This is a genomic window from Cupriavidus sp. 8B (assembly GCF_054589115.1).
In genome coordinates this window covers 82,325-99,191 of sequence record NZ_BAAILO010000026.1, presented here as the reverse complement: position 1 = coordinate 99,191, position 16,867 = coordinate 82,325, and the positions used below count along the sequence as shown (strand labels likewise).

Below are 16,867 nucleotides of genomic sequence, written 5' to 3'. Positions count from 1 at the left end.
CGGAGTAGCCTTTAATAGAAATGAGGCCCGTCACGATCTGCATTGGAGCTGGGATGAAAGCGCTTTCCACCAAGGAACGGACGCGCAGGCGCCCGTCCGACCGGGTACTGAACGTTCTCTCGGCGCTGGTCGGCCTCGTTACCCTCGCGGCCGGCATCGCCTTGCTTATCTACAAGTGGCGCGTAGATCTCGAGGTACCTTACTTTGCGATTCCGCTGGTACTCACCGTGCCTGTGATCGCCGCCGCTGCCTTTCGCTGTTTCTGGGACTAGCGGAGTGCCGTTTTGTGCCCGTTAGCCGGCTTTAGGCGCAGTTAGGCGCGTTGGCCCGCCAGATGGGCGTAGCGAAGGGGCAGATGCTGCGCCGCGCCGCCTCGCGCACACTCCGCGTACCGGCACCCTTGCGCCCACGCAAAACTTGCGTTTTGCGTGGGCGAAGCAAAAACCCCGTGTGGTTCAGACCCCCCCTGGAGAAAATTCAGGCAAAATTCGGGCATTCCTGCCGGGCTGTGACCCAGCCGGTGGCGTTCTCCAACCTATTTCTTGATCCTGAGATAAGCAATGAGTACCCAGCAACCCACCATCATCTACACGCTGACCGACGAAGCTCCGCTGCTGGCGACCAGTGCCTTTTTGCCCATCATCCGCACCTTCACCGCCCCGGCCGGCATCAACGTGACGACCAGCGACATCTCGGTGGCGGGCCGTATCCTGGGCGAATTTCCCGAATTCCTGACCGAGGCACAACGCGTGCCCGACAACCTGGCCGAGCTGGGCCGACTGACCCTGCTGCCCGACACCAATATCATCAAGCTGCCCAACATCAGCGCCTCCGTGCACCAGCTGGTCAGCGCGATCAAGGAACTGCAGGCCAAGGGCTACAAGGTCCCGGACTTCCCGGAAGACCCGAAGACCGATGCCGAGAAGGCCATCCGCCAGCGCTATTCCAAGTGCCTGGGCAGCGCCGTGAACCCGGTCCTGCGCGAAGGCAACTCGGACCGCCGCGCGCCTGCCGCCGTCAAGAACTACGCCCGCAAGAACCCGCACAGTATGGGTGAGTGGAGCATGGCGTCGCGCACCCACGTGGCGCACATGAAGCACGGCGACTTCTATCACGGCGAAAAGTCCATGACCCTGGACCGCGCACGCGACGTCAAGATGGAGCTGGTCACCAAGAGCGGCAAGACCATCGTGCTCAAGCCGAAGGTGTCGCTGCTGGACGGCGAGATCATCGACAGCATGTTCATGAGCAAGAAGGCGCTGTGCGACTTCTACGAAGAGCAGATGGAAGACGCGCGCAAGACCGGCGTGATGCTGTCGCTGCACGTGAAGGCCACGATGATGAAGGTCTCGCACCCCATCGTGTTCGGCCACGCCGTGAAGATCTTCTACAAGGAAGCCTTCGAGAAGCACAGCAAGCTGTTCGACGAACTGGGCGTGAACGTCAACAACGGCCTGGTCAACCTGTACGACAAGCTGGAAAGCCTGCCGAGCTCCAAGCGCGAAGAAATCATCCGCGACATGCACGCTTGCCACGAGCACCGTCCCGAGCTGGCGATGGTGGATTCGGCCAAGGGCATCTCCAACCTGCACGCGCCCAACGACGTGATCGTGGACGCCTCGATGCCGGCCATGATCCGCATCGGCGGCAAGATGTGGGGCGCCGACGGCCGTCCGAAGGACACCAAGGCCGTGATCCCGGAGAGCACGTTTGCCCGCATCTACCAGGAAATCATCAACTTCTGCAAGACCAACGGCAACTTCGACCCGGTCACCATGGGCACCGTGCCCAACGTCGGCCTGATGGCCCAGCAAGCCGAGGAATACGGCTCGCACGACAAGACCTTTGAAGTGCCCGAAGCCGGCGAAGCCCGCATCGTCGACATCGCCACCGGCGAAGTGCTGCTGGTGCAGAACGTGGAAGAAGGCGACATCTGGCGTATGTGCCAGGTCAAGGACGCGCCGATCCGCGACTGGGTCAAGCTGGCCGTCACGCGTGCGCGCAACTCCGGCATGCCCGCCATTTTCTGGCTGGACCCGTACCGCCCGCACGAAGCCGAAATGATCAAGAAGGTCGAGACCTACCTGAAGGATCACGACACCACCGGCCTGGACATCCAGATCATGTCGCAAGTGCGCGCCATGCGTTACACGCTGGAGCGCGTGATCCGCGGCCTGGACACCATCTCGGTGACCGGCAACATCCTGCGCGACTACCTGACCGACCTGTTCCCGATCATGGAACTGGGCACCAGCGCCAAGATGCTCTCGATCGTCCCGCTGATGGCCGGCGGCGGCATGTACGAAACCGGCGCGGGCGGCTCGGCTCCGAAGCACGTCAAGCAGCTGGTGGAAGAAAACCACCTGCGCTGGGATTCGCTGGGTGAATTCCTGGCTCTCGCCGTGTCGCTGGAAGAACTCGGCATCAAGACCAGCAACGAAAAGGCCAAGATCCTGGCCAAGACGCTGGACGCCGCCACGGGCAAGCTGCTGGACAACAACAAGAACCCGTCGCCCAAGACCGGTCAGCTGGACAACCGCGGCAGCCAGTTCTACCTGGCCATGTACTGGGCCCAGGAGCTGGCGGCACAGACCGACGACGCCGCCCTGGCAGCGCAGTTCGCGCCGCTGGCCAAGCAACTGACCGACAACGAGCAGGTCATCGTTGGCGAGCTGTCGGCCGTGCAAGGCAAGGAAGCCGATATCGGTGGCTACTACAAGCCCGACTTCGCCAAGCTGGACATCGTGATGCGCCCCAGCAAGACGCTGAACGCCGCGCTGGCCGCCATCAAGGCTTAATCGATGCAAGCCTGGCCGCCCTGTTTCGCAGGGCGGCCGTCGGCGGCTGCCACGCCTTGGGAAAGGCGAGCCGCCACGGGAGCCCCCGGTACCCGGTAACAGGTACTCGGGGCTCCTGCTATTCCAGCTTGACCCTGCCGTCCTTTGCGAGCCGACGATATTGCGTTATCTCGCCCTGCACGCGCCGGCGGAAATCCTCCGCGTTGCCGCGCATGACCCTGATCGACTGCCGCTGGAACGCCGCTTCCACGGAAGGGTCCAGAAGCACCGCCTGCAACTCCTTTTCCAGCCGTTCCACCACCGCTTGCGGGGTGGCGCGCGGCGCGGCAATCCCGAACCAGAAAGCATTGCTGGGCATGGCGATGCCGATCTCGGCAAAGGTTGGCACAGCCGGATACTGCGGGGAGCGCGTCCCGGCACTGATCGCCAGCGGGCGCAACTTGCCCGACTCGAGGTAAGGCCGGGCAACGGCGATGGGGTCGAGACTCAGGTCGATCTGCCCGCCGATGACGTCGGCGAGGATCTGTGTGCTGCCGCGATAAGACACGGGCGTGATGTCCGCATGCAAGTCGGCCTCGATCATGGCGCCCACGATGTTTTGCGCGGTGCCCGGGCCGGTGGTGCCATAGGTGACGGCGCCCGGATGGGCGCTTGCACGCGCCAGCATGTCCGTGAACGACTTGATGCCAGAGTCCGCACGGGTGGAGAGCATCACCGGAGCCTCCGCGATGATTCCGATCGGCGCCCAGGCGCCTTGCGCCGGGATGGGCAGGCCGGTGCGCAGCGCAGGAAGCATGCTGAACGTGGTGGAACTGGCGAGGAGCAGCGTGTATCCGTCGGCGGGCGCCTTGGCGACCTGCTCGGCGGCGATCATCGTGGCGGCGCCCGGCCGGTTGTCGACCACCACCGGTTGGCCCAGGCGCGTGTTCAGCTTGTCGGCAATCACGCGGGCAATGATGTCGGTGGTGCCGCCCGCCGTGAAAGGGATCACTAGGTGAACGGTCCGCTGTGGGAATTCTTCTGGGACGGCCTGGGGGTTGGGCACCGTGGCCGCCACCAGCATGGAACTGGTGATCAGGCGGCGCAGCGGGTCTAGCGAAAAAAGGAAATCCATGGGCAGGTCAAGTGGCGTCGGGTAGCAGCACCTGCAGGCTGGCGTAAGCAGATAAAGACACCTTGAGCACAAAAAGGAGCTCGGATGTCGGGACTAGATGGCTTTGCCGAGCCATCGCGTTGATTCTACGCCAGATGGTGCGCCGCAGCATGCGTGGTTGGGCGTGCTGTTGGTTGCACTAATCATTTTTCGTACCATATAATGCGAACCATTCTCATTTAAGTTTGGCCGTGCCAGACACTTCACTACTAGCAAGGGAAGCGATGGCCGCCGCCGAATCCGCGTTACAGCAGCATGTCCATGCCCTCTACAGCGATCACCATCGCTGGCTGCAGGGATGGTTGCGGCGCCAGCTCGGCAACGCGTTTGACGCCGCCGACCTGGCGCAGGATGTGTTTCTCCGCTTGCTCCACCGCGAGCCGTGCGATATCCGGGAGCCGCGCACCTACCTGAGCACCATCGCGCGCGGCCTGGTCATCGAGCACTGGCGCCGCCGGGAGCTTGAGCTGGCCTGGCTGGAGACATTGGCGCAGCTGCCCGCGCCGCAGGCACCGTCGCCCGAGAGCCGTCTGCTCTTCCTGGAAACCCTGATCGCCATCGACCGCATCCTGGATGCGCTGAAGCCGCAGGTGCGCAAGGCATTCCTGTGGGCCCAGCTCGAAGGCCTTACCTGCCGGCAGATCGCGGAGCGCCTCGGCGTGTCGCTGGCTACCGCCGAGCGCTATGTCGCGGCGGCGCTGCGCCATTGCTACAGCTTGCGCTTCGGTGGTTGATGCCCGTGAGTGATTCCGCGCTCTGCGACCCAACGGCTACGCCGGGGCCGGAAACCCCGATTCCTGCGCGCATCGTCGACCAGGCCATCAGCTGGACGGTCAAGCTCGACTTCGGCGAGGCCAGCGCCAGCACGCGCAAGGCATTCGCCCAATGGCGCGACGCCAACCCGCTGCATGCGCTTGCCTGGCAGCGCGTGCAGGCACTGCGCGAAGATTTCTCCGCCATGCCGCCGGCGCTGGCGCTGCGTACCCTGCAGGCTGCCGACGCCCGGCGCGGCGCGGGCGGGCTCAAGCGCAGGCAGGTGCTCAAGGTGCTGGCGCTGGCCGGCATCTCGGTGGTCACGGCGGCGAGCGTGCGCGATCTGGCGCCATGGCAGCGCCTGGTAGCCGACGCGAGCACGGCCACCGGCGAGCAGCGCACCGTGCGCCTGATGGATGGCAGCACCATTGTGCTCAACACCGATAGCGCCATCAGTACCGGTCTTGGCAATGAGCGCCGCGTGGTCACGCTGCGGCGCGGGGAGATCCTGGTGACCACGGGCCATGACGATGGCTTTGCTGCCAGCAGTGGCACGGTGCGCCCGTTCTGGGTGCAGACGCCGTTCGGCAGCCTGCGTGCGCTGGGCACGCGCTTTGTGGTGCGGATCGAGGACGAACGCGCGCGCGTCAGCGTGCAGGAGGGCGCGGTCGAGTTGCATCCGGCGGCGGGCGGGGCTAGCGATGTGGCCCGTGCGGGAACGACCTGGTGGCTCGCCAAGGGCAGCAGCATGCCGGCGCCGCCGCTGCCGTTCGAGGCCCACGGCTGGGCCGACGGCGTCATCGCGGGCAAGGACATGCGGCTGGCGGACGTGCTGGCCGAGCTGTCGCGCTACCGCACCGGCCACATCGCCTGTGATCCGCGCGTGGCGGATTTGCGTATCTCCGGCGCCTATCACGTGCGCGACACGGATCGGGTGCTGCGTTTCCTGATGCAGGCGCAGCCCATCACCGTCGTCTATCGCACGCGCTTCTGGGTCTCGGTGGGTCCGGCCGGAGGAAGTTGACCCCATGCCAGCCACGCCCGGAAAGAAACTTGAAAAAGATTGAGGGGATTTCGATTCTCGGCCGGCCTACAGCGTAGGAACTCAAATTGAACGCTGCCGGAGAAAGGAATCATGTCTGTCACCCGTTATGCCACTGCCATCGCCGCTGCGCGCCCACCCCGACCCAAGCCGTTCGCGCTCGCCTTGCACCAAGCCATGGTCTGCCTTGCCATGGGCGCAACCGTGGCGCCGCTTGCCGTGAACGCGCAATCGCAGCCAGCCGCGGCGGACGCCGCGCCGACGCTGCCGGCGGTGACGGTCACCGCCGGCGCCGAGGCGCCGGGCGAGCTGCCGCAGCCCTACGCGGGGGGCCAGGTGGCGCGCGGCGGCCGCCTGGGGCTGCTGGGCAACAAGGGCGTCATGGACACACCGTTTGCCGTCACCAACTACACCGCGCAGCGCCTGGAGGACCAGCAGGCCACCACGCTGGCCGAAGTCCTGAACAGCGATCCGTCCACGCGCTTCACCGGCCAGGTCGGCGGCGTGACCGATTCCTTCTATATTCGCGGCTTCCCGATCAACGAGGGCAACCTGTCAGAGATCGCGTTTGACGGCGTGTACGGCGTGTCGCCTAACTACCATCTGTTTACCGAATACCTGGAGCGGGTCGAAGTGTTGAAGGGGCCAGCCGCCTTGCTGTACGGCATGTCGCCGAACAGCGGCGTCGGCGGCGTGGTCAATGTCGTGCCCAAGCGCGCGCTGGCGACGGACCTGACGCGTTTCACGCTCGACTATGCGTCCGACGCGCAGGTGGGCGGCGCTGTCGACCTGAGCCGCCGTTTCGGTGAAGACCGGGAGTGGGGCATTCGTTTCAACGGCCTGCATCGGCAGGGGCCGACGGCGCTCGACAACCAGAAGTCGCGCGCCGAGGTGGCCGCGCTGTCGCTCGACTACCGCGGCGAGCGCCTGCGGGCGTCGCTCGACCTGATCGAGCAATACCAGTGGGTGGATGCGCCCACGCGGCCGTTCCTGGTCGCAAGTGGGGTGCAGGTGCCGTCGGCGCCGGACGGCCGGCGCAATGTCAGCCAGCCCTGGGGCTGGTGGAAGTCCAACGATGTCTCGACGCTGCTGCACGCGGAATACGACCTCACCGACAATGTGACGGTATTTGCCGATGCCGGCGGTACCCGCTCCGACGTGGCTCGCTTGTCCGACCAGACACCAACCATCCTGAATTCGGCCGGCGCCACCTCGTCGGCCGTGCAGAACTGGAAGTTCCAGGTCAACCGATCGAGCTTCGATACCGGCGTCAGGAGCAAGTTCGAGACCGGCCCGGTCAAGCACGCGCTGGCGCTGCAGGCGAACCTGTACATGGACCGTTTCGCCAGTGCGAACGTGTCCGGCACGCCTGTCACGTCCAATATCTATGCCCCCACCGACCGGCCGCAGCAGAACATCGCCGCGCCGCAAAGCGTGCCGAAGGTGTCCGACTCCACGCTGTCGGGCCTGTCGCTCGCCGACACCTTGAGCGTGCTGGACGACCGCTTGCAGTTCACCCTTGGCCTGCGCTACCAGCAGGTCAAGTCGAGCAACTACGCTGCCACCGGCGCGAAGACCGCTTCGTACGACGAAAGCGCCGTCACGCCGCTGGCGGGCATCGTCTTCAAGCCGTGGCACAACGTGTCGCTCTATGCCAACTACGTGGAAGGGCTCAGCAAGGGGGACATCGCGCCGGCCACCGCGTCGAATGCGGGGCAGGTCTTTGCGCCGTACAAGACCAAGCAGCAGGAGGTGGGCGTCAAGCTCGAGTCGGGCAAGGTGATGGCGACCCTGGCCGCTTTCCGCATGACCAAGCCCAGCGGCCAGCTGTTCGGGACGGTCTACGCCATCGACAGCGAGCAGCGCAACCAGGGGCTGGAGCTGACCGTGTCGGGCCAGGCCTACAAGGGCGTGCGCCTGCTAGGTGGGCTGACCCTGCTTGACGGCGAGCTGACCAAGACCAACAGCGCGGCCACGCGTGGCAACCGCCCGGTGGGCGTGCCTACCGTCATGGCCAACCTTGGCGGCGAGTGGGACCTGCCGTGGGTCCCGGGCCTGACGCTGACCAGCGCGGTCTACTACACGGGCCGCGAGTACGTCAACCAGGCGAACACGCAGCAGGTGCCGTCGTGGACAACGGTCGATCTCGGCGCGCGCTACAAGACGTCGGTGTACGGCAAGTCCACGACATTCCGGGCGGGTTTGTTCAATGCGTTCAACCGGAAGTACTGGTCCGGGGTGGCATCGTACGGCACGATCTCGCTGGGTGCGCCGCGGACCTTCATGGCTTCCATGAGCGTGGACTTCTAAGCATTGACCACACGACGCCGCGCGCTTGGCAGCGCCTTCGCTTGTCTTGCCCTGGGCTTGGGCGTGGCGCCGGATCCGGTGCTCGCCCAGGCGAGCCCGAGGGGGAGCCAGATGGCGAGCGCAGGCCAGGCGCGGATGTTCGCCATCGCGCCTGGCCCGCTCTACGCGGTCCTCAATCGTTTCGCCAGTGCCGGCGGCATTGATCTTTCCTATGATGCCGCGCTGCTCGGCACCGCCCAAAGCCCGGGATTGAATGGCAGCTATACGGTGCCGGATGGGCTGAGGGCGCTGTTGGCGGGCAGCGGGCTGGAAGCGGTGGAACTGCCGGGAGGCGGATTCACATTGCGCAAGGCGCAGGCTGTCCCTGGCATGCAAGCCGCGCCATTGCTGCCCACGGTGACGATCTTCGGGGCGGCAGCGGCTGCGAGCGAGCTGCCCCCGGCCCTTGCCGGCGAGCAGGTCGCGCGCGGCGCCAGGCTGGGCTTGCTTGGCAACACCGACATCATGGATACGCCGTTCAGCGTCACCAGCTACACCGCCAAGGCAATCGAGGACCAGCAGGCGCGCACGGTTGGCGATATGTTGGCCGTTGATTCGTCCGTGCGCTATGTCAGCCAGCCTGGCGGCATCCTGGATGCCTTCACGATCCGTGGCTTTCCCGTTGGCAATGGCAACTTCGGGGAGATTGCCTTCGACGGCATGTATGGCGTGGCCTCCAACTACCGGGTATCGACCGGCTATATCGAACGGATCGAGCTGATCAAGGGCCCGACCGCCATGCTGGTCGGCATGGCGCCCAGCGGCAGTGTCGGCGGTGGCATCAATATCGTTCCCAAGCGGGCGACCGGTCCCGACCTGACCCAGGTCAGCGCCGACTATGCCGTGTCATCGCAGCTTGGTGGCAACCTTGACTTGAGCCGGCGGTTTGGGGGGGAGCGCCAGTTTGGCATTCGCTTCAATGGCAACTATCGGGCGGGCGACACCAACCTGGACAACCAGTCGCGCAACGCCGGCGCCGGCGCGCTGGCGCTGGACTACCAGGGCGAGCGCCTGCGCGCAACGCTGGATTTCATCGGCCAGCAGGAGAAGCTCACGGCGCCATCGCGCCTCTTGCACATCGTTGCCGGCATCAAGGTACCCGATGCGCCCAACGGACGGAGCAATATCTCGCAGCCCTGGGAAAACTCCAGTATCCGCGACCAGTCCCTGCTGGCGCGGGCGGAATACGACATCAGCGACAAGCTCACCTGGTTCATCGCCGGCGGCGGCGGCCGTACCCGGGTGGCCCGGCTCTTTGCCATCACGCCCACCATCATCAACGAGGCCGGCGATATTGCCGTGCTGGACTCGAACTACAAGTTCAACGTAGCCCGCGCCACCGTGGATACGGGCCTGCGCGCCCGCTTCGACACCGGGGTGGTGGGCCATAGCCTGAGCTTCCTCGTCAGCGACTATCGGGACCAGCTGGCGCGCAGCTTCAACAACGCCACGACCACCTCGCTGACAAACCTCTACCAGCCCGTGGCGCTGCCTGCGCAGTCCATCGAGGAGCCTGTCAGCGTGCCGAAGGTTTCCCGGACGCAGCTGTCCGGCGTGGCCCTGGCCGATACGCTGTCGATGCTGGACAAGCGCGTGCAGCTGACGCTGGGCCTGCGCCATCAGCAGGTCAGGTCAGACAATTTCAGTGCGGGCGGCGCTATCGCTTCGCGCTACGACCAGGGCGCCTGGACGCCGATGCTCGGCCTGGTGGTAAAGCCCTGGCAACACGTCACGCTGTATGCCAACCGAGCCGAAGGGCTGAGCAAGGGCGACACCGCCCCCGGCAACGCCAGCAATGCCGGCGAGGTATTCGCACCCTACAAGTCAACGCAGCTTGAGTTCGGCGTGAAGGTCGAGCAGGGCGGGATGATGGCGACCATCAGCGCGTTCCAGATCGCCAAGGCGAGCGGCCAGATGTCCGGGACGCTGTTCGCCGCGGACGGCGAGCAGCGCAATCGCGGGCTGGAGTTTGGGCTGTACGGGGAGGTGGCGGCCGGGGTGCGGCTGCTGGCCAGCGCCACCGTGCTCGATGCCAGGGTTATCCGCAGCGGCAACTCCGGGTTGGCAGGCAAGACTGCCGTCGGCGCGCCGACGCTGCAAGCCAACCTGGGCGCCGAATGGGATGCCGGCTTCGCGCCCGGCCTGACGCTGGCCGGCGGCCTGGTCTACACGGGCCGGCAATATGTCGACCAGGCCAATACGCAAAGCATCCCGCACTGGACCCGCGTCGACATCGGTGCACGGTACCGGACCACCGTGGCGCGCAGGCAGACCACCTTCCGGCTCAATGTCCGCAATGTATTCGACAAGCATGACTGGGCGGCGGTCGATGCCTACGGCGGGCTGGCGCAAGCCGAGCCGCGCACGCTGCTGCTATCTGCGACGATGCGCTTCTGAGGCCGTTTTACTTGGCGGCGGCGGATTCCGCGGCGCGCTTGTCGGCATCGCGCAGGCGCTTGACGGCTTTCCCCAGCAGTCCGCCTTCACTATCCGATACCGCTTCTTCCAGCGTGGCCAGAGCGGCCCTGATCTGCGTGCCGTGCGCGTTCGAGTACGCCTGGTCTTCAATCAGCGCATCGGCTTCCTTGCGCACACGCTTGCCCAGCTTGCGGGCGAACTCGGGATCGAGCTGGCCTTGCGCGGTGGCATTGGCGATGTGGTCGAGCAGGGCGATCAGCCCCGGCGCGGTGGTGGTGGCCGGGACGGCGTCCTCGGTTTTCCTGGGTTTTTTGGGCATGGTTCTTTTCCTCCGGTTGGGGCTCGATTCTAGCGCTAGGGGGAAACCCGAGCCTGCTTCCCAGTATGAAAGATTTGTGACAGCTTGTTGGCGCGAATGGCGGCAACCAGGTCAAGGCAGCGGCAGGAAAAGCGCGGGGCGCCAATGATTTGCTGCGGTGCACACAATAGCACATTGCGGTCGGCATAAAAAAAGGGAGGGGGCACCGCATGTGCCTCCTCCCCTTGGCCGGGCGCCTTGCGGGCGCTCAGACGACCGTGGCCAGCGCCAGGGTCAGCAGCAGCGCGATCACCGAGATGAGCGTTTCGCACACCGACCAGGTCTTGAAGGTCTGGGCCACGGTCATGTTGAAGTACTCCTTGACCAGCCAGAAGCCGCCGTCGTTGACGTGCGACAGGATCAGCGAACCGGCGCCGGTGGTCAGCACCAGCAACTCGGGGCGGGTGCCCGGCACGCTGGCGGCGATCGGCGCGACGATGCCGGCAGCAGTGGTCATGGCCACGGTCGCGGAGCCGGTGGCGATCCGGATCAGCACGGCAACCAGCCAGCCCAGCAGCAGCACCGAGACATGCGCGCCGGTGGCCACATCGACGATGGCGTTGGAGATGCCCGAGTCGCGCAGCACGCGGCCAAAGCCGCCGCCCGCGCCGACCACCAGCGTGATGATGGCGGTGGGCGCCACGCACTCGTTGGTGAACTTGAGGATGTTTTCCCGGGTAAAGCCGCGGCGCTTGCCGAAGGTGTAGAAGCTCACCAGCGCGGCAATCAGCAGCGCGATCACCGAGTTGCCGATCAGCTTGAGGAAGTCGTTGGCAAAGCTCTTGGGCGTGGTGATGAGGTCGGCCCAGCTGCCGATCAACATCAGGATCACGGGCAGCAGGATGGTGAACAGCGTGATGCCGAAGCCCGGCAGGTCATGCGAGGCCTGGACGCGTTCGTCTTCCTCGGTGAACTGCACGGCCAGCGGATTCACATCCGGCAGCGTCACGTAGCGGGTCATCAGCTTGGCGAACAGCGGGCCGGCGATGGCCGCGGTGGGAATGCCCACGATCAGCGCGTACAGGATGGTCTTGCCGATGTCCGCCTTGTAGGCGGTCACGGCCAGCAGCGCGGCAGGGTGCGGCGGGATCAGCCCGTGCACCACCGACAGGCCGGCCACCATCGGGATGCCCACCAGCACCATGGAGGTGCCGGTACGCTTGGCCACGTTGAAGGCGATCGGCACCAGCAGCACGAAGCCCACTTCGAAGAACACGGGCAAGCCGACGATAAAGGCGATGGTCACCATGGCCCAGTGCACGTTCTTCTCGCCGAAGGCGTCGATCAGCGTGCGCGCGATGCGCTCGGCGCCGCCGGACTCCGCCATCATCTTGCCGAGCATGGTGCCCAGGCCCACCACCAGCGCGATGTGGCCGAGGGTGCCGCCTACGCCGGCCTCGAACGATTTGACGATGTCGCCCATCGGCATGCCCACGGCAAAGCCGAGCAGGACCGAGACGACCACCAGGGTGATAAAGGGATTGAGCTTGAATTTCGCGATCAGCACGACCAGTGCGATCACCGCGATCAACGCGTACAGCAATAGGGTGGTTCCGGTTACGGCGCCCATGTTGTCTCCTTTGTGCGAGGTCCGCCGGGCCTCCGGCGGGGCTCCCTCGCGTCCGCTATGAAAAGGGCCGCGCTAGCGGCGGCCGGTTCTGGTTTTGGTGGCGGGCTGGCCTGGGATCAGGCAGCCGGCTTCTTGTAGGCAATGCAGTCCACTTCAACCTTGCAGTCCACTACCATGCTCGACTGCACGCAGGCGCGCGCGGGCGGGTTGGCGCCGAAGTACTCCTTGAAGATCTTGTTGAACGACGCGAAGTCGCGCGCGTCGTCCAGCCACACGCCGCAGCGCACGATGTGCTCGGTGCCATAGCCGGCCTCGGCGAGGATGGCCAGCACGTTCTTGATCGCCTGGTGGGTCTGCGCAACGATGCCGCCGTCGATCACCTCGCCGGCCACCATCGGCACCTGGCCGGAGACGTAGAGCCAGCCGTCGGCTTGCACGGCACGGGAAAAGGGCATGTGCTGGCCGCCGGTACCGGCGCCGCCCTCGACGCCAAATCGTTTGATATCCATGGAGACTCCTGAAGCAGATTGCTGATTGCAGATTAGGTTGTTACTGTTGCGGCCGCATGGGCTCGGTGAAGCTGTCCCCGGCAGGCTTGCTGCGCGCGAGGAAGCGGCCGGCCCGCGTGCCGGTGGGCTTGCGCTGCTGCCACGACAGCTCGCCGTTGACCCACACGGCAGCGATGCCCTCGGCCGGCTGCATGGGATCGGTGAAGCTGGCCGCATCGCGGATGGTGGCGGCGTCGAACAGGACCAGGTCGGCCCAGTAGCCTTCGCGGACAAAGCCGCGCCCGGCCAGGCCGAAGCGTTCGGCCGACAGGCCGGTCATCTTGTTGATCGCGACAGTGAGCGGGAACAGTTCGCGGTCGCGGGCGTAGTGGCCCAGCACGCGCGGGAAGGCGCCCCACAGGCGCGGGTGCGGCAGCGGATCGTTGGGCAGCCCGTCGGAGCCCACTACCGTGGCGGGATGGCTCAGGATGCGGTCCACGTCCGCGTCTTCCATGCAGTGATAGACCGCGCCGGCCGGCTGCAGGCGGCGCGCGGCGTCTTCGAGCCCGAGCTCCCACTCGGCCGCGATATCGGCCAGCAAGCGCCCGCCCATCTCGGGGTGCGGCTCGGACCACGTCACCATGATGTCGAAATCGCTGGTGACCTGCTTGAGGTCGAGCGTGGAGGAACTGGCGGTGTAGGGATAGCAATCGCAGCCCACCGGCTGCCAGCGTTGCGCGCGCTCCAGCGCGTCCAGCACTTCCCCGCTGCGGCCCCAGTTGTCCAGGCCGGCGCACTTCATGTGCGAGATCACCACCGGCACGCGCGCATGGCGCCCGATGCGGAAGGCTTCATCCATCGCCTCCAGGATGTCGGCGAACTCGCTGCGCAGGTGGGTGGCATAGAGCGCGCCCGCATGTGCCAGCGGCTCGGCCAGCGCCAGCACTTCGTCGGTGGTGGCGGCGAACGCATTGGCATAAGCCAGTCCGGTGGACAGGCCGATCGCGCCATGGTCGAGCGCTTCTTCCAGTTGTGCACGCATCGCCGCGATCTCGGCCGGGGTGGCAGTGCGGTCCAGCCGGTCCATATGGTTGCTGCGCAGCGCCGTATGGCCGATCAGCGCGGCCACGTTCACGGCGGGCCGCGCCGCCTGCACGGCTTCGGCATAGGCGGCGAAGTCCGGGTAGCAAAAGGCGTCGGCGGTGCCCAGCAGGTTCATCGGGTCGGGTGGCTCGCCGCGCAGTGTGACGGGCGCCGCGCTGATGCCGCAGTTGCCGACGATCACGGTGGTGACGCCTTGCGACAGCTTGGGGGTCATCTCGGGCTGGCGAACCACGTTGGTGTCGTCGTGCGTGTGCACGTCGATAAAGCCCGGCGCCAGCACCAGGCCTTCGCCTTGCACCACATGCGCGGCGCTGCCGGGGTCGATGGCATCGGCGCCATCTTCCAGCATGGCGATGCGCGCGATGCGCCCGGCGCGCAGCGCCACGTCGGCCAGGCGCGCCTCGGCGCCGGAGCCGTCGAGCAGGGTCACGCCGCGGATGAGGGTATCGAACAGTTCAGGCATGGTCAGTCTCCGAGCGGCTGGCGGCTATCGGTGGCGCCAGTGCCGCGGTGCGCGTCGAGCACGTACTTGAGCCGGCGCAGGTTGTCCTGGCTCTGGTCTTGCTGCAGCAGGGCGAGCTGGGTGGCCAGCACGTCCATCACCAGCAGCATCGCGTAGCGCGAGGCCGAGGGCTTGAAAATGAAATCGGTTTCCAGCGTGCGCACCGGCAGCAGCACGTCGGCACGCGCTGCCAGCGGCGAGCCCAGCGCGGTCACGGCCACCAGTTTCGCGCCGTATTCGCGTGCGATATCGCAACTGGCCAGCATCTCGGGCACGTTGCCCGTGGCGGAGAATGCAAGCACGACATCGTCCTTGTGCAAGGTGGCTGCCACCATCTTCTGCAGCAGCGCGTCCTGGTAGCTGGCCACAGGACGGCCCAGGCGGGCCAGCCGGTAACGCGCCTCGTCGGCCATGAAGGACGAGCCGCCGCCCATGCCAAAAGCGTAGACCATGCGCGCCTTCAGCAACAGGTGCGCCGCACGCTCCATATGGTCGGGATCGATCAGCTTGCGATTGACCTCAAGAGAGTCCAGGATATCCGCATGAATGCTGTCGGCCAGCGTGGCAGGGGACGGCTCCGCCGCGCGGGCGACTTCCGCCTGCAGGAAGCGCTGGCCCACGGCCGTGGCCTGCGCCAGGCGCAGCTTGAGGTCGCGCACGTCGCGGCAGCCGATGGCCTTGGCAAAGCGGGTCACGCTGGCCTCGCTCACCCCGGCCTGGCGCGCCAGCTCGTTGATGCTGGTGGCGGCGGCGCCCGCCAGGTCCTGCAGGATCACCTGGGCGACCTTCTGCTCGGCCAGGCGCAGCGTCGGGCCACGCTCGGCGATGCGGGTCAGGATGTCGAAGGGCGCGGACATGGTTGGCGGGTCAGTGGTGGAGGCGAGCCGTCCCGGGTGCGCAATGTCGTCCCGGAGCCAGCTTTGAATGTTACTTTATAACAAGGGTGAAATATCGTAATTTCAAGGCTATCATTACGTCAATCGGAATTTTGCAGGATGATGACAGCATGCGTGAAATAAAGTACCAAACCGGCACGATCGATCCGCTCAACAAGGCGCTGGGCAAGCTCGACGCCCCGCTGGCACCCGACGAAGCCGGCCAGGTGGGCTGGCAATTGCTGGCCGAAGACCTCAGCCTGCCGGCCGCGGTGCTGTATGAAGAACGCCTGGCGCATAACCTGGAGTGGATGCGCCGCTTCATGGGCGAGTACGGCGTGCAGTTGGCGCCGCATGGCAAGACCACCATGGCGCCCAAGCTGTTCGCGCGCCAATTGGCCGCCGGCGCCTGGGGCATCACGCTGGCCACCGCGCACCAGACCGCCGCCGCGTACGCGCACGGCGTACGGCGCGTGCTGATGGCCAACCAGCTGGTGGGCCGGCGCAATATGGAAATCGTGGCCGACCTGCTGCGCGATCCGGATTTCGAGTTCTTTACGCTGGTGGATTCGGCGGCGCTGGTGGACCAGCTGGGTTCATACTTCCGCGCGCGCGGCCAGAAGCTGCAGGTCCTGCTGGAACTAGGCGTGCCAGGCGGGCGCACCGGCGTGCGCGACGCGCAGCAGCAAGAAGCGGTGCTTGCGGCGCTGGCGCGCTGGCCCGGCGTGCTGTCGCTGGCCGGCGTGGAAATCTACGAGGGCGTGCTCCAGGAAGAGGCCGACATCCGCGACTTCCTGCGGCGTACCGTGGCGGTGACGCGCGAGCTGTTCGCGGCCGGCCGCTTTGGCCGCAGCCCGGTGGTGATGTCCGGCGCGGGCTCGGCCTGGTACGACGTGGTGGCGGAGGAGTTCGCCCGCACCGACATCGGCGCGCCGATCGACATCGTGCTGCGCCCGGGCTGCTACCTCACGCATGACGTGGGCATCTACCGCGCCGCGCAAAAACGCATTCTTGCCAGCAACCCGGTTGCGCAGAAGATGCGCGAGGGCCTGTTGCCGGCCTTGCAGTTGTGGGCCTATGTGCAATCGATTCCCGAGCCGGAACGCGCCATCATCGGCATGGGCAAGCGTGATGCCGCCTTCGATGCGGGCATGCCGATCCCGGCGCAGGTTTACCGGCCCGGCGCGAGCGCGCCGGTGGCGGTGCCCGCGCACTGGGAGGTGACGGGCATGATGGACCAGCACGCTTACCTGGCGATCCGCCCGGGCGACGATGTCCAGGTCGGCGACATGGTGGCCTTTGATATCTCCCATCCATGCCTTACCTTCGACAAGTGGCGCCACATTCCGGTGCTCGACGGCGACCTGCGCGTGATCGATCTCGTGCAGACGTTCTTCTGAGCGGCGCCGCACGCAGCAGCAACGACAGCGATAACAGCAACGACAGCAACGATAGCA

13 protein-coding genes are annotated in these 16,867 nt (G+C 66.1%); 7 read left to right on the top strand and 6 right to left on the bottom strand.

Translation table 11 applies throughout. The features are described from left to right. The first annotated feature begins 53 nt into the window (after positions 1-53). Together ACYP5B_RS02525 and ACYP5B_RS02520 are read left to right on the top strand one after the other, a co-directional pair. Entirely contained in the window at positions 54-272 is a 219-nt protein-coding gene (locus tag ACYP5B_RS02525; protein WP_400096278.1) for a hypothetical protein, read from the top strand. A 288-nt stretch (positions 273-560) separates the two neighbouring features. Continuing rightward, on the top strand, positions 561-2,798 hold the full coding sequence (locus tag ACYP5B_RS02520; protein WP_459568437.1) for an NADP-dependent isocitrate dehydrogenase: 2,238 nt from the start codon (positions 561-563) through the stop codon (positions 2,796-2,798). Positions 2,799-2,916: 118 nt separating this feature from the next. Here ACYP5B_RS02520 and ACYP5B_RS02515 read toward each other — a convergent pair whose 3' ends face one another. Then, positions 2,917-3,912: a Bug family tripartite tricarboxylate transporter substrate binding protein gene (locus ACYP5B_RS02515; RefSeq protein ID WP_459568436.1), complete on the bottom strand. Its 996-nt coding sequence runs from the start codon at positions 3,910-3,912 to the stop codon at positions 2,917-2,919. A 263-nt stretch (positions 3,913-4,175) separates the two neighbouring features. Between ACYP5B_RS02515 and ACYP5B_RS02510 the strand changes: the two genes are divergently transcribed. The 4 genes from ACYP5B_RS02510 (at position 4,176) to ACYP5B_RS02495 (ending at position 10,492) form a co-directional block, all read left to right on the top strand. Beyond that, the gene (locus ACYP5B_RS02510; protein WP_174423586.1) at positions 4,176-4,685 is read left to right on the top strand and encodes a sigma-70 family RNA polymerase sigma factor; all 510 of its coding nucleotides are present in this window, start codon (positions 4,176-4,178) and stop codon (positions 4,683-4,685) included. Then, positions 4,685-5,728 (top strand): FecR domain-containing protein, encoded by a 1,044-nt coding sequence (locus ACYP5B_RS02505; RefSeq protein ID WP_459568435.1) that lies wholly within the window; start codon positions 4,685-4,687, stop codon positions 5,726-5,728. Before ACYP5B_RS02510 ends, ACYP5B_RS02505 begins: the two co-directional genes overlap by 1 nt. Positions 5,729-5,839: 111 nt before the next feature. Further along, positions 5,840-8,056: a TonB-dependent receptor gene (locus tag ACYP5B_RS02500; RefSeq protein WP_459568434.1), complete on the top strand. Its 2,217-nt coding sequence runs from the start codon at positions 5,840-5,842 to the stop codon at positions 8,054-8,056. 3 nt (positions 8,057-8,059) lie between these two features. Further along, entirely contained in the window at positions 8,060-10,492 is a 2,433-nt protein-coding gene (locus ACYP5B_RS02495; RefSeq protein ID WP_459568433.1) for a TonB-dependent siderophore receptor, read from the top strand. A gap of 7 nt (positions 10,493-10,499) precedes the next feature. Here the strand turns inward: ACYP5B_RS02495 and ACYP5B_RS02490 are convergent, their stop codons facing one another. The 5 genes from ACYP5B_RS02490 to ACYP5B_RS02470 all read right to left on the bottom strand — a co-directional run bounded on the left by ACYP5B_RS02490 (position 10,500) and on the right by ACYP5B_RS02470 (position 15,392). Next, positions 10,500-10,832, bottom strand: coding sequence for a hypothetical protein (locus ACYP5B_RS02490; protein ID WP_318232247.1), 333 nt, complete (start codon positions 10,830-10,832; stop codon positions 10,500-10,502). A 247-nt stretch (positions 10,833-11,079) separates the two neighbouring features. After that, positions 11,080-12,441 carry a GntP family permease gene (locus tag ACYP5B_RS02485; protein ID WP_400096284.1) on the bottom strand — a complete coding sequence of 454 codons (1,362 nt, stop codon included), beginning with the start codon at positions 12,439-12,441 and terminating at the stop codon, positions 11,080-11,082. 116 nt (positions 12,442-12,557) lie between these two features. After that, entirely contained in the window at positions 12,558-12,950 is a 393-nt protein-coding gene (locus ACYP5B_RS02480; protein ID WP_006163400.1) for a RidA family protein, read from the bottom strand. A 40-nt stretch (positions 12,951-12,990) separates the two neighbouring features. Then, positions 12,991-14,496 carry an N-acyl-D-amino-acid deacylase family protein gene (locus ACYP5B_RS02475; RefSeq protein ID WP_459568432.1) on the bottom strand — a complete coding sequence of 502 codons (1,506 nt, stop codon included), beginning with the start codon at positions 14,494-14,496 and terminating at the stop codon, positions 12,991-12,993. Between the two features lie 2 nt (positions 14,497-14,498). Continuing rightward, complete coding sequence (locus ACYP5B_RS02470; RefSeq protein ID WP_459568431.1) at positions 14,499-15,392, bottom strand: MurR/RpiR family transcriptional regulator; 894 nt, start codon at positions 15,390-15,392, stop codon at positions 14,499-14,501. A gap of 149 nt (positions 15,393-15,541) precedes the next feature. On the opposite strand from ACYP5B_RS02470, the gene ACYP5B_RS02465 reads away from it, so the two are divergent. Then, positions 15,542-16,810, top strand: a complete 1,269-nt coding sequence (locus ACYP5B_RS02465) for an amino acid deaminase (RefSeq protein ID WP_459568430.1) — start codon at positions 15,542-15,544, stop codon at positions 16,808-16,810. Positions 16,811-16,867: the final 57 nt, after the last annotated feature.

Coding starts and splice junctions, on each gene's coding strand:
- ACYP5B_RS02525 (WP_400096278.1), top strand. CDS start 54: ATGAAAGCGCTTTCCACCAAGGAACGGACGCGCAGGCGCCCGTCCGAC.
- ACYP5B_RS02520 (WP_459568437.1), top strand. CDS start 561: ATGAGTACCCAGCAACCCACCATCATCTACACGCTGACCGACGAAGCT.
- ACYP5B_RS02515 (WP_459568436.1), bottom strand. CDS start 3,912: ATGGATTTCCTTTTTTCGCTAGACCCGCTGCGCCGCCTGATCACCAGT.
- ACYP5B_RS02510 (WP_174423586.1), top strand. CDS start 4,176: ATGGCCGCCGCCGAATCCGCGTTACAGCAGCATGTCCATGCCCTCTAC.
- ACYP5B_RS02505 (WP_459568435.1), top strand. CDS start 4,685: ATGCCCGTGAGTGATTCCGCGCTCTGCGACCCAACGGCTACGCCGGGG.
- ACYP5B_RS02500 (WP_459568434.1), top strand. CDS start 5,840: ATGTCTGTCACCCGTTATGCCACTGCCATCGCCGCTGCGCGCCCACCC.
- ACYP5B_RS02490 (WP_318232247.1), bottom strand. CDS start 10,832: ATGCCCAAAAAACCCAGGAAAACCGAGGACGCCGTCCCGGCCACCACC.
- ACYP5B_RS02485 (WP_400096284.1), bottom strand. CDS start 12,441: ATGGGCGCCGTAACCGGAACCACCCTATTGCTGTACGCGTTGATCGCG.
- ACYP5B_RS02480 (WP_006163400.1), bottom strand. CDS start 12,950: ATGGATATCAAACGATTTGGCGTCGAGGGCGGCGCCGGTACCGGCGGC.
- ACYP5B_RS02475 (WP_459568432.1), bottom strand. CDS start 14,496: ATGCCTGAACTGTTCGATACCCTCATCCGCGGCGTGACCCTGCTCGAC.
- ACYP5B_RS02470 (WP_459568431.1), bottom strand. CDS start 15,392: ATGTCCGCGCCCTTCGACATCCTGACCCGCATCGCCGAGCGTGGCCCG.
- ACYP5B_RS02465 (WP_459568430.1), top strand. CDS start 15,542: ATGCGTGAAATAAAGTACCAAACCGGCACGATCGATCCGCTCAACAAG.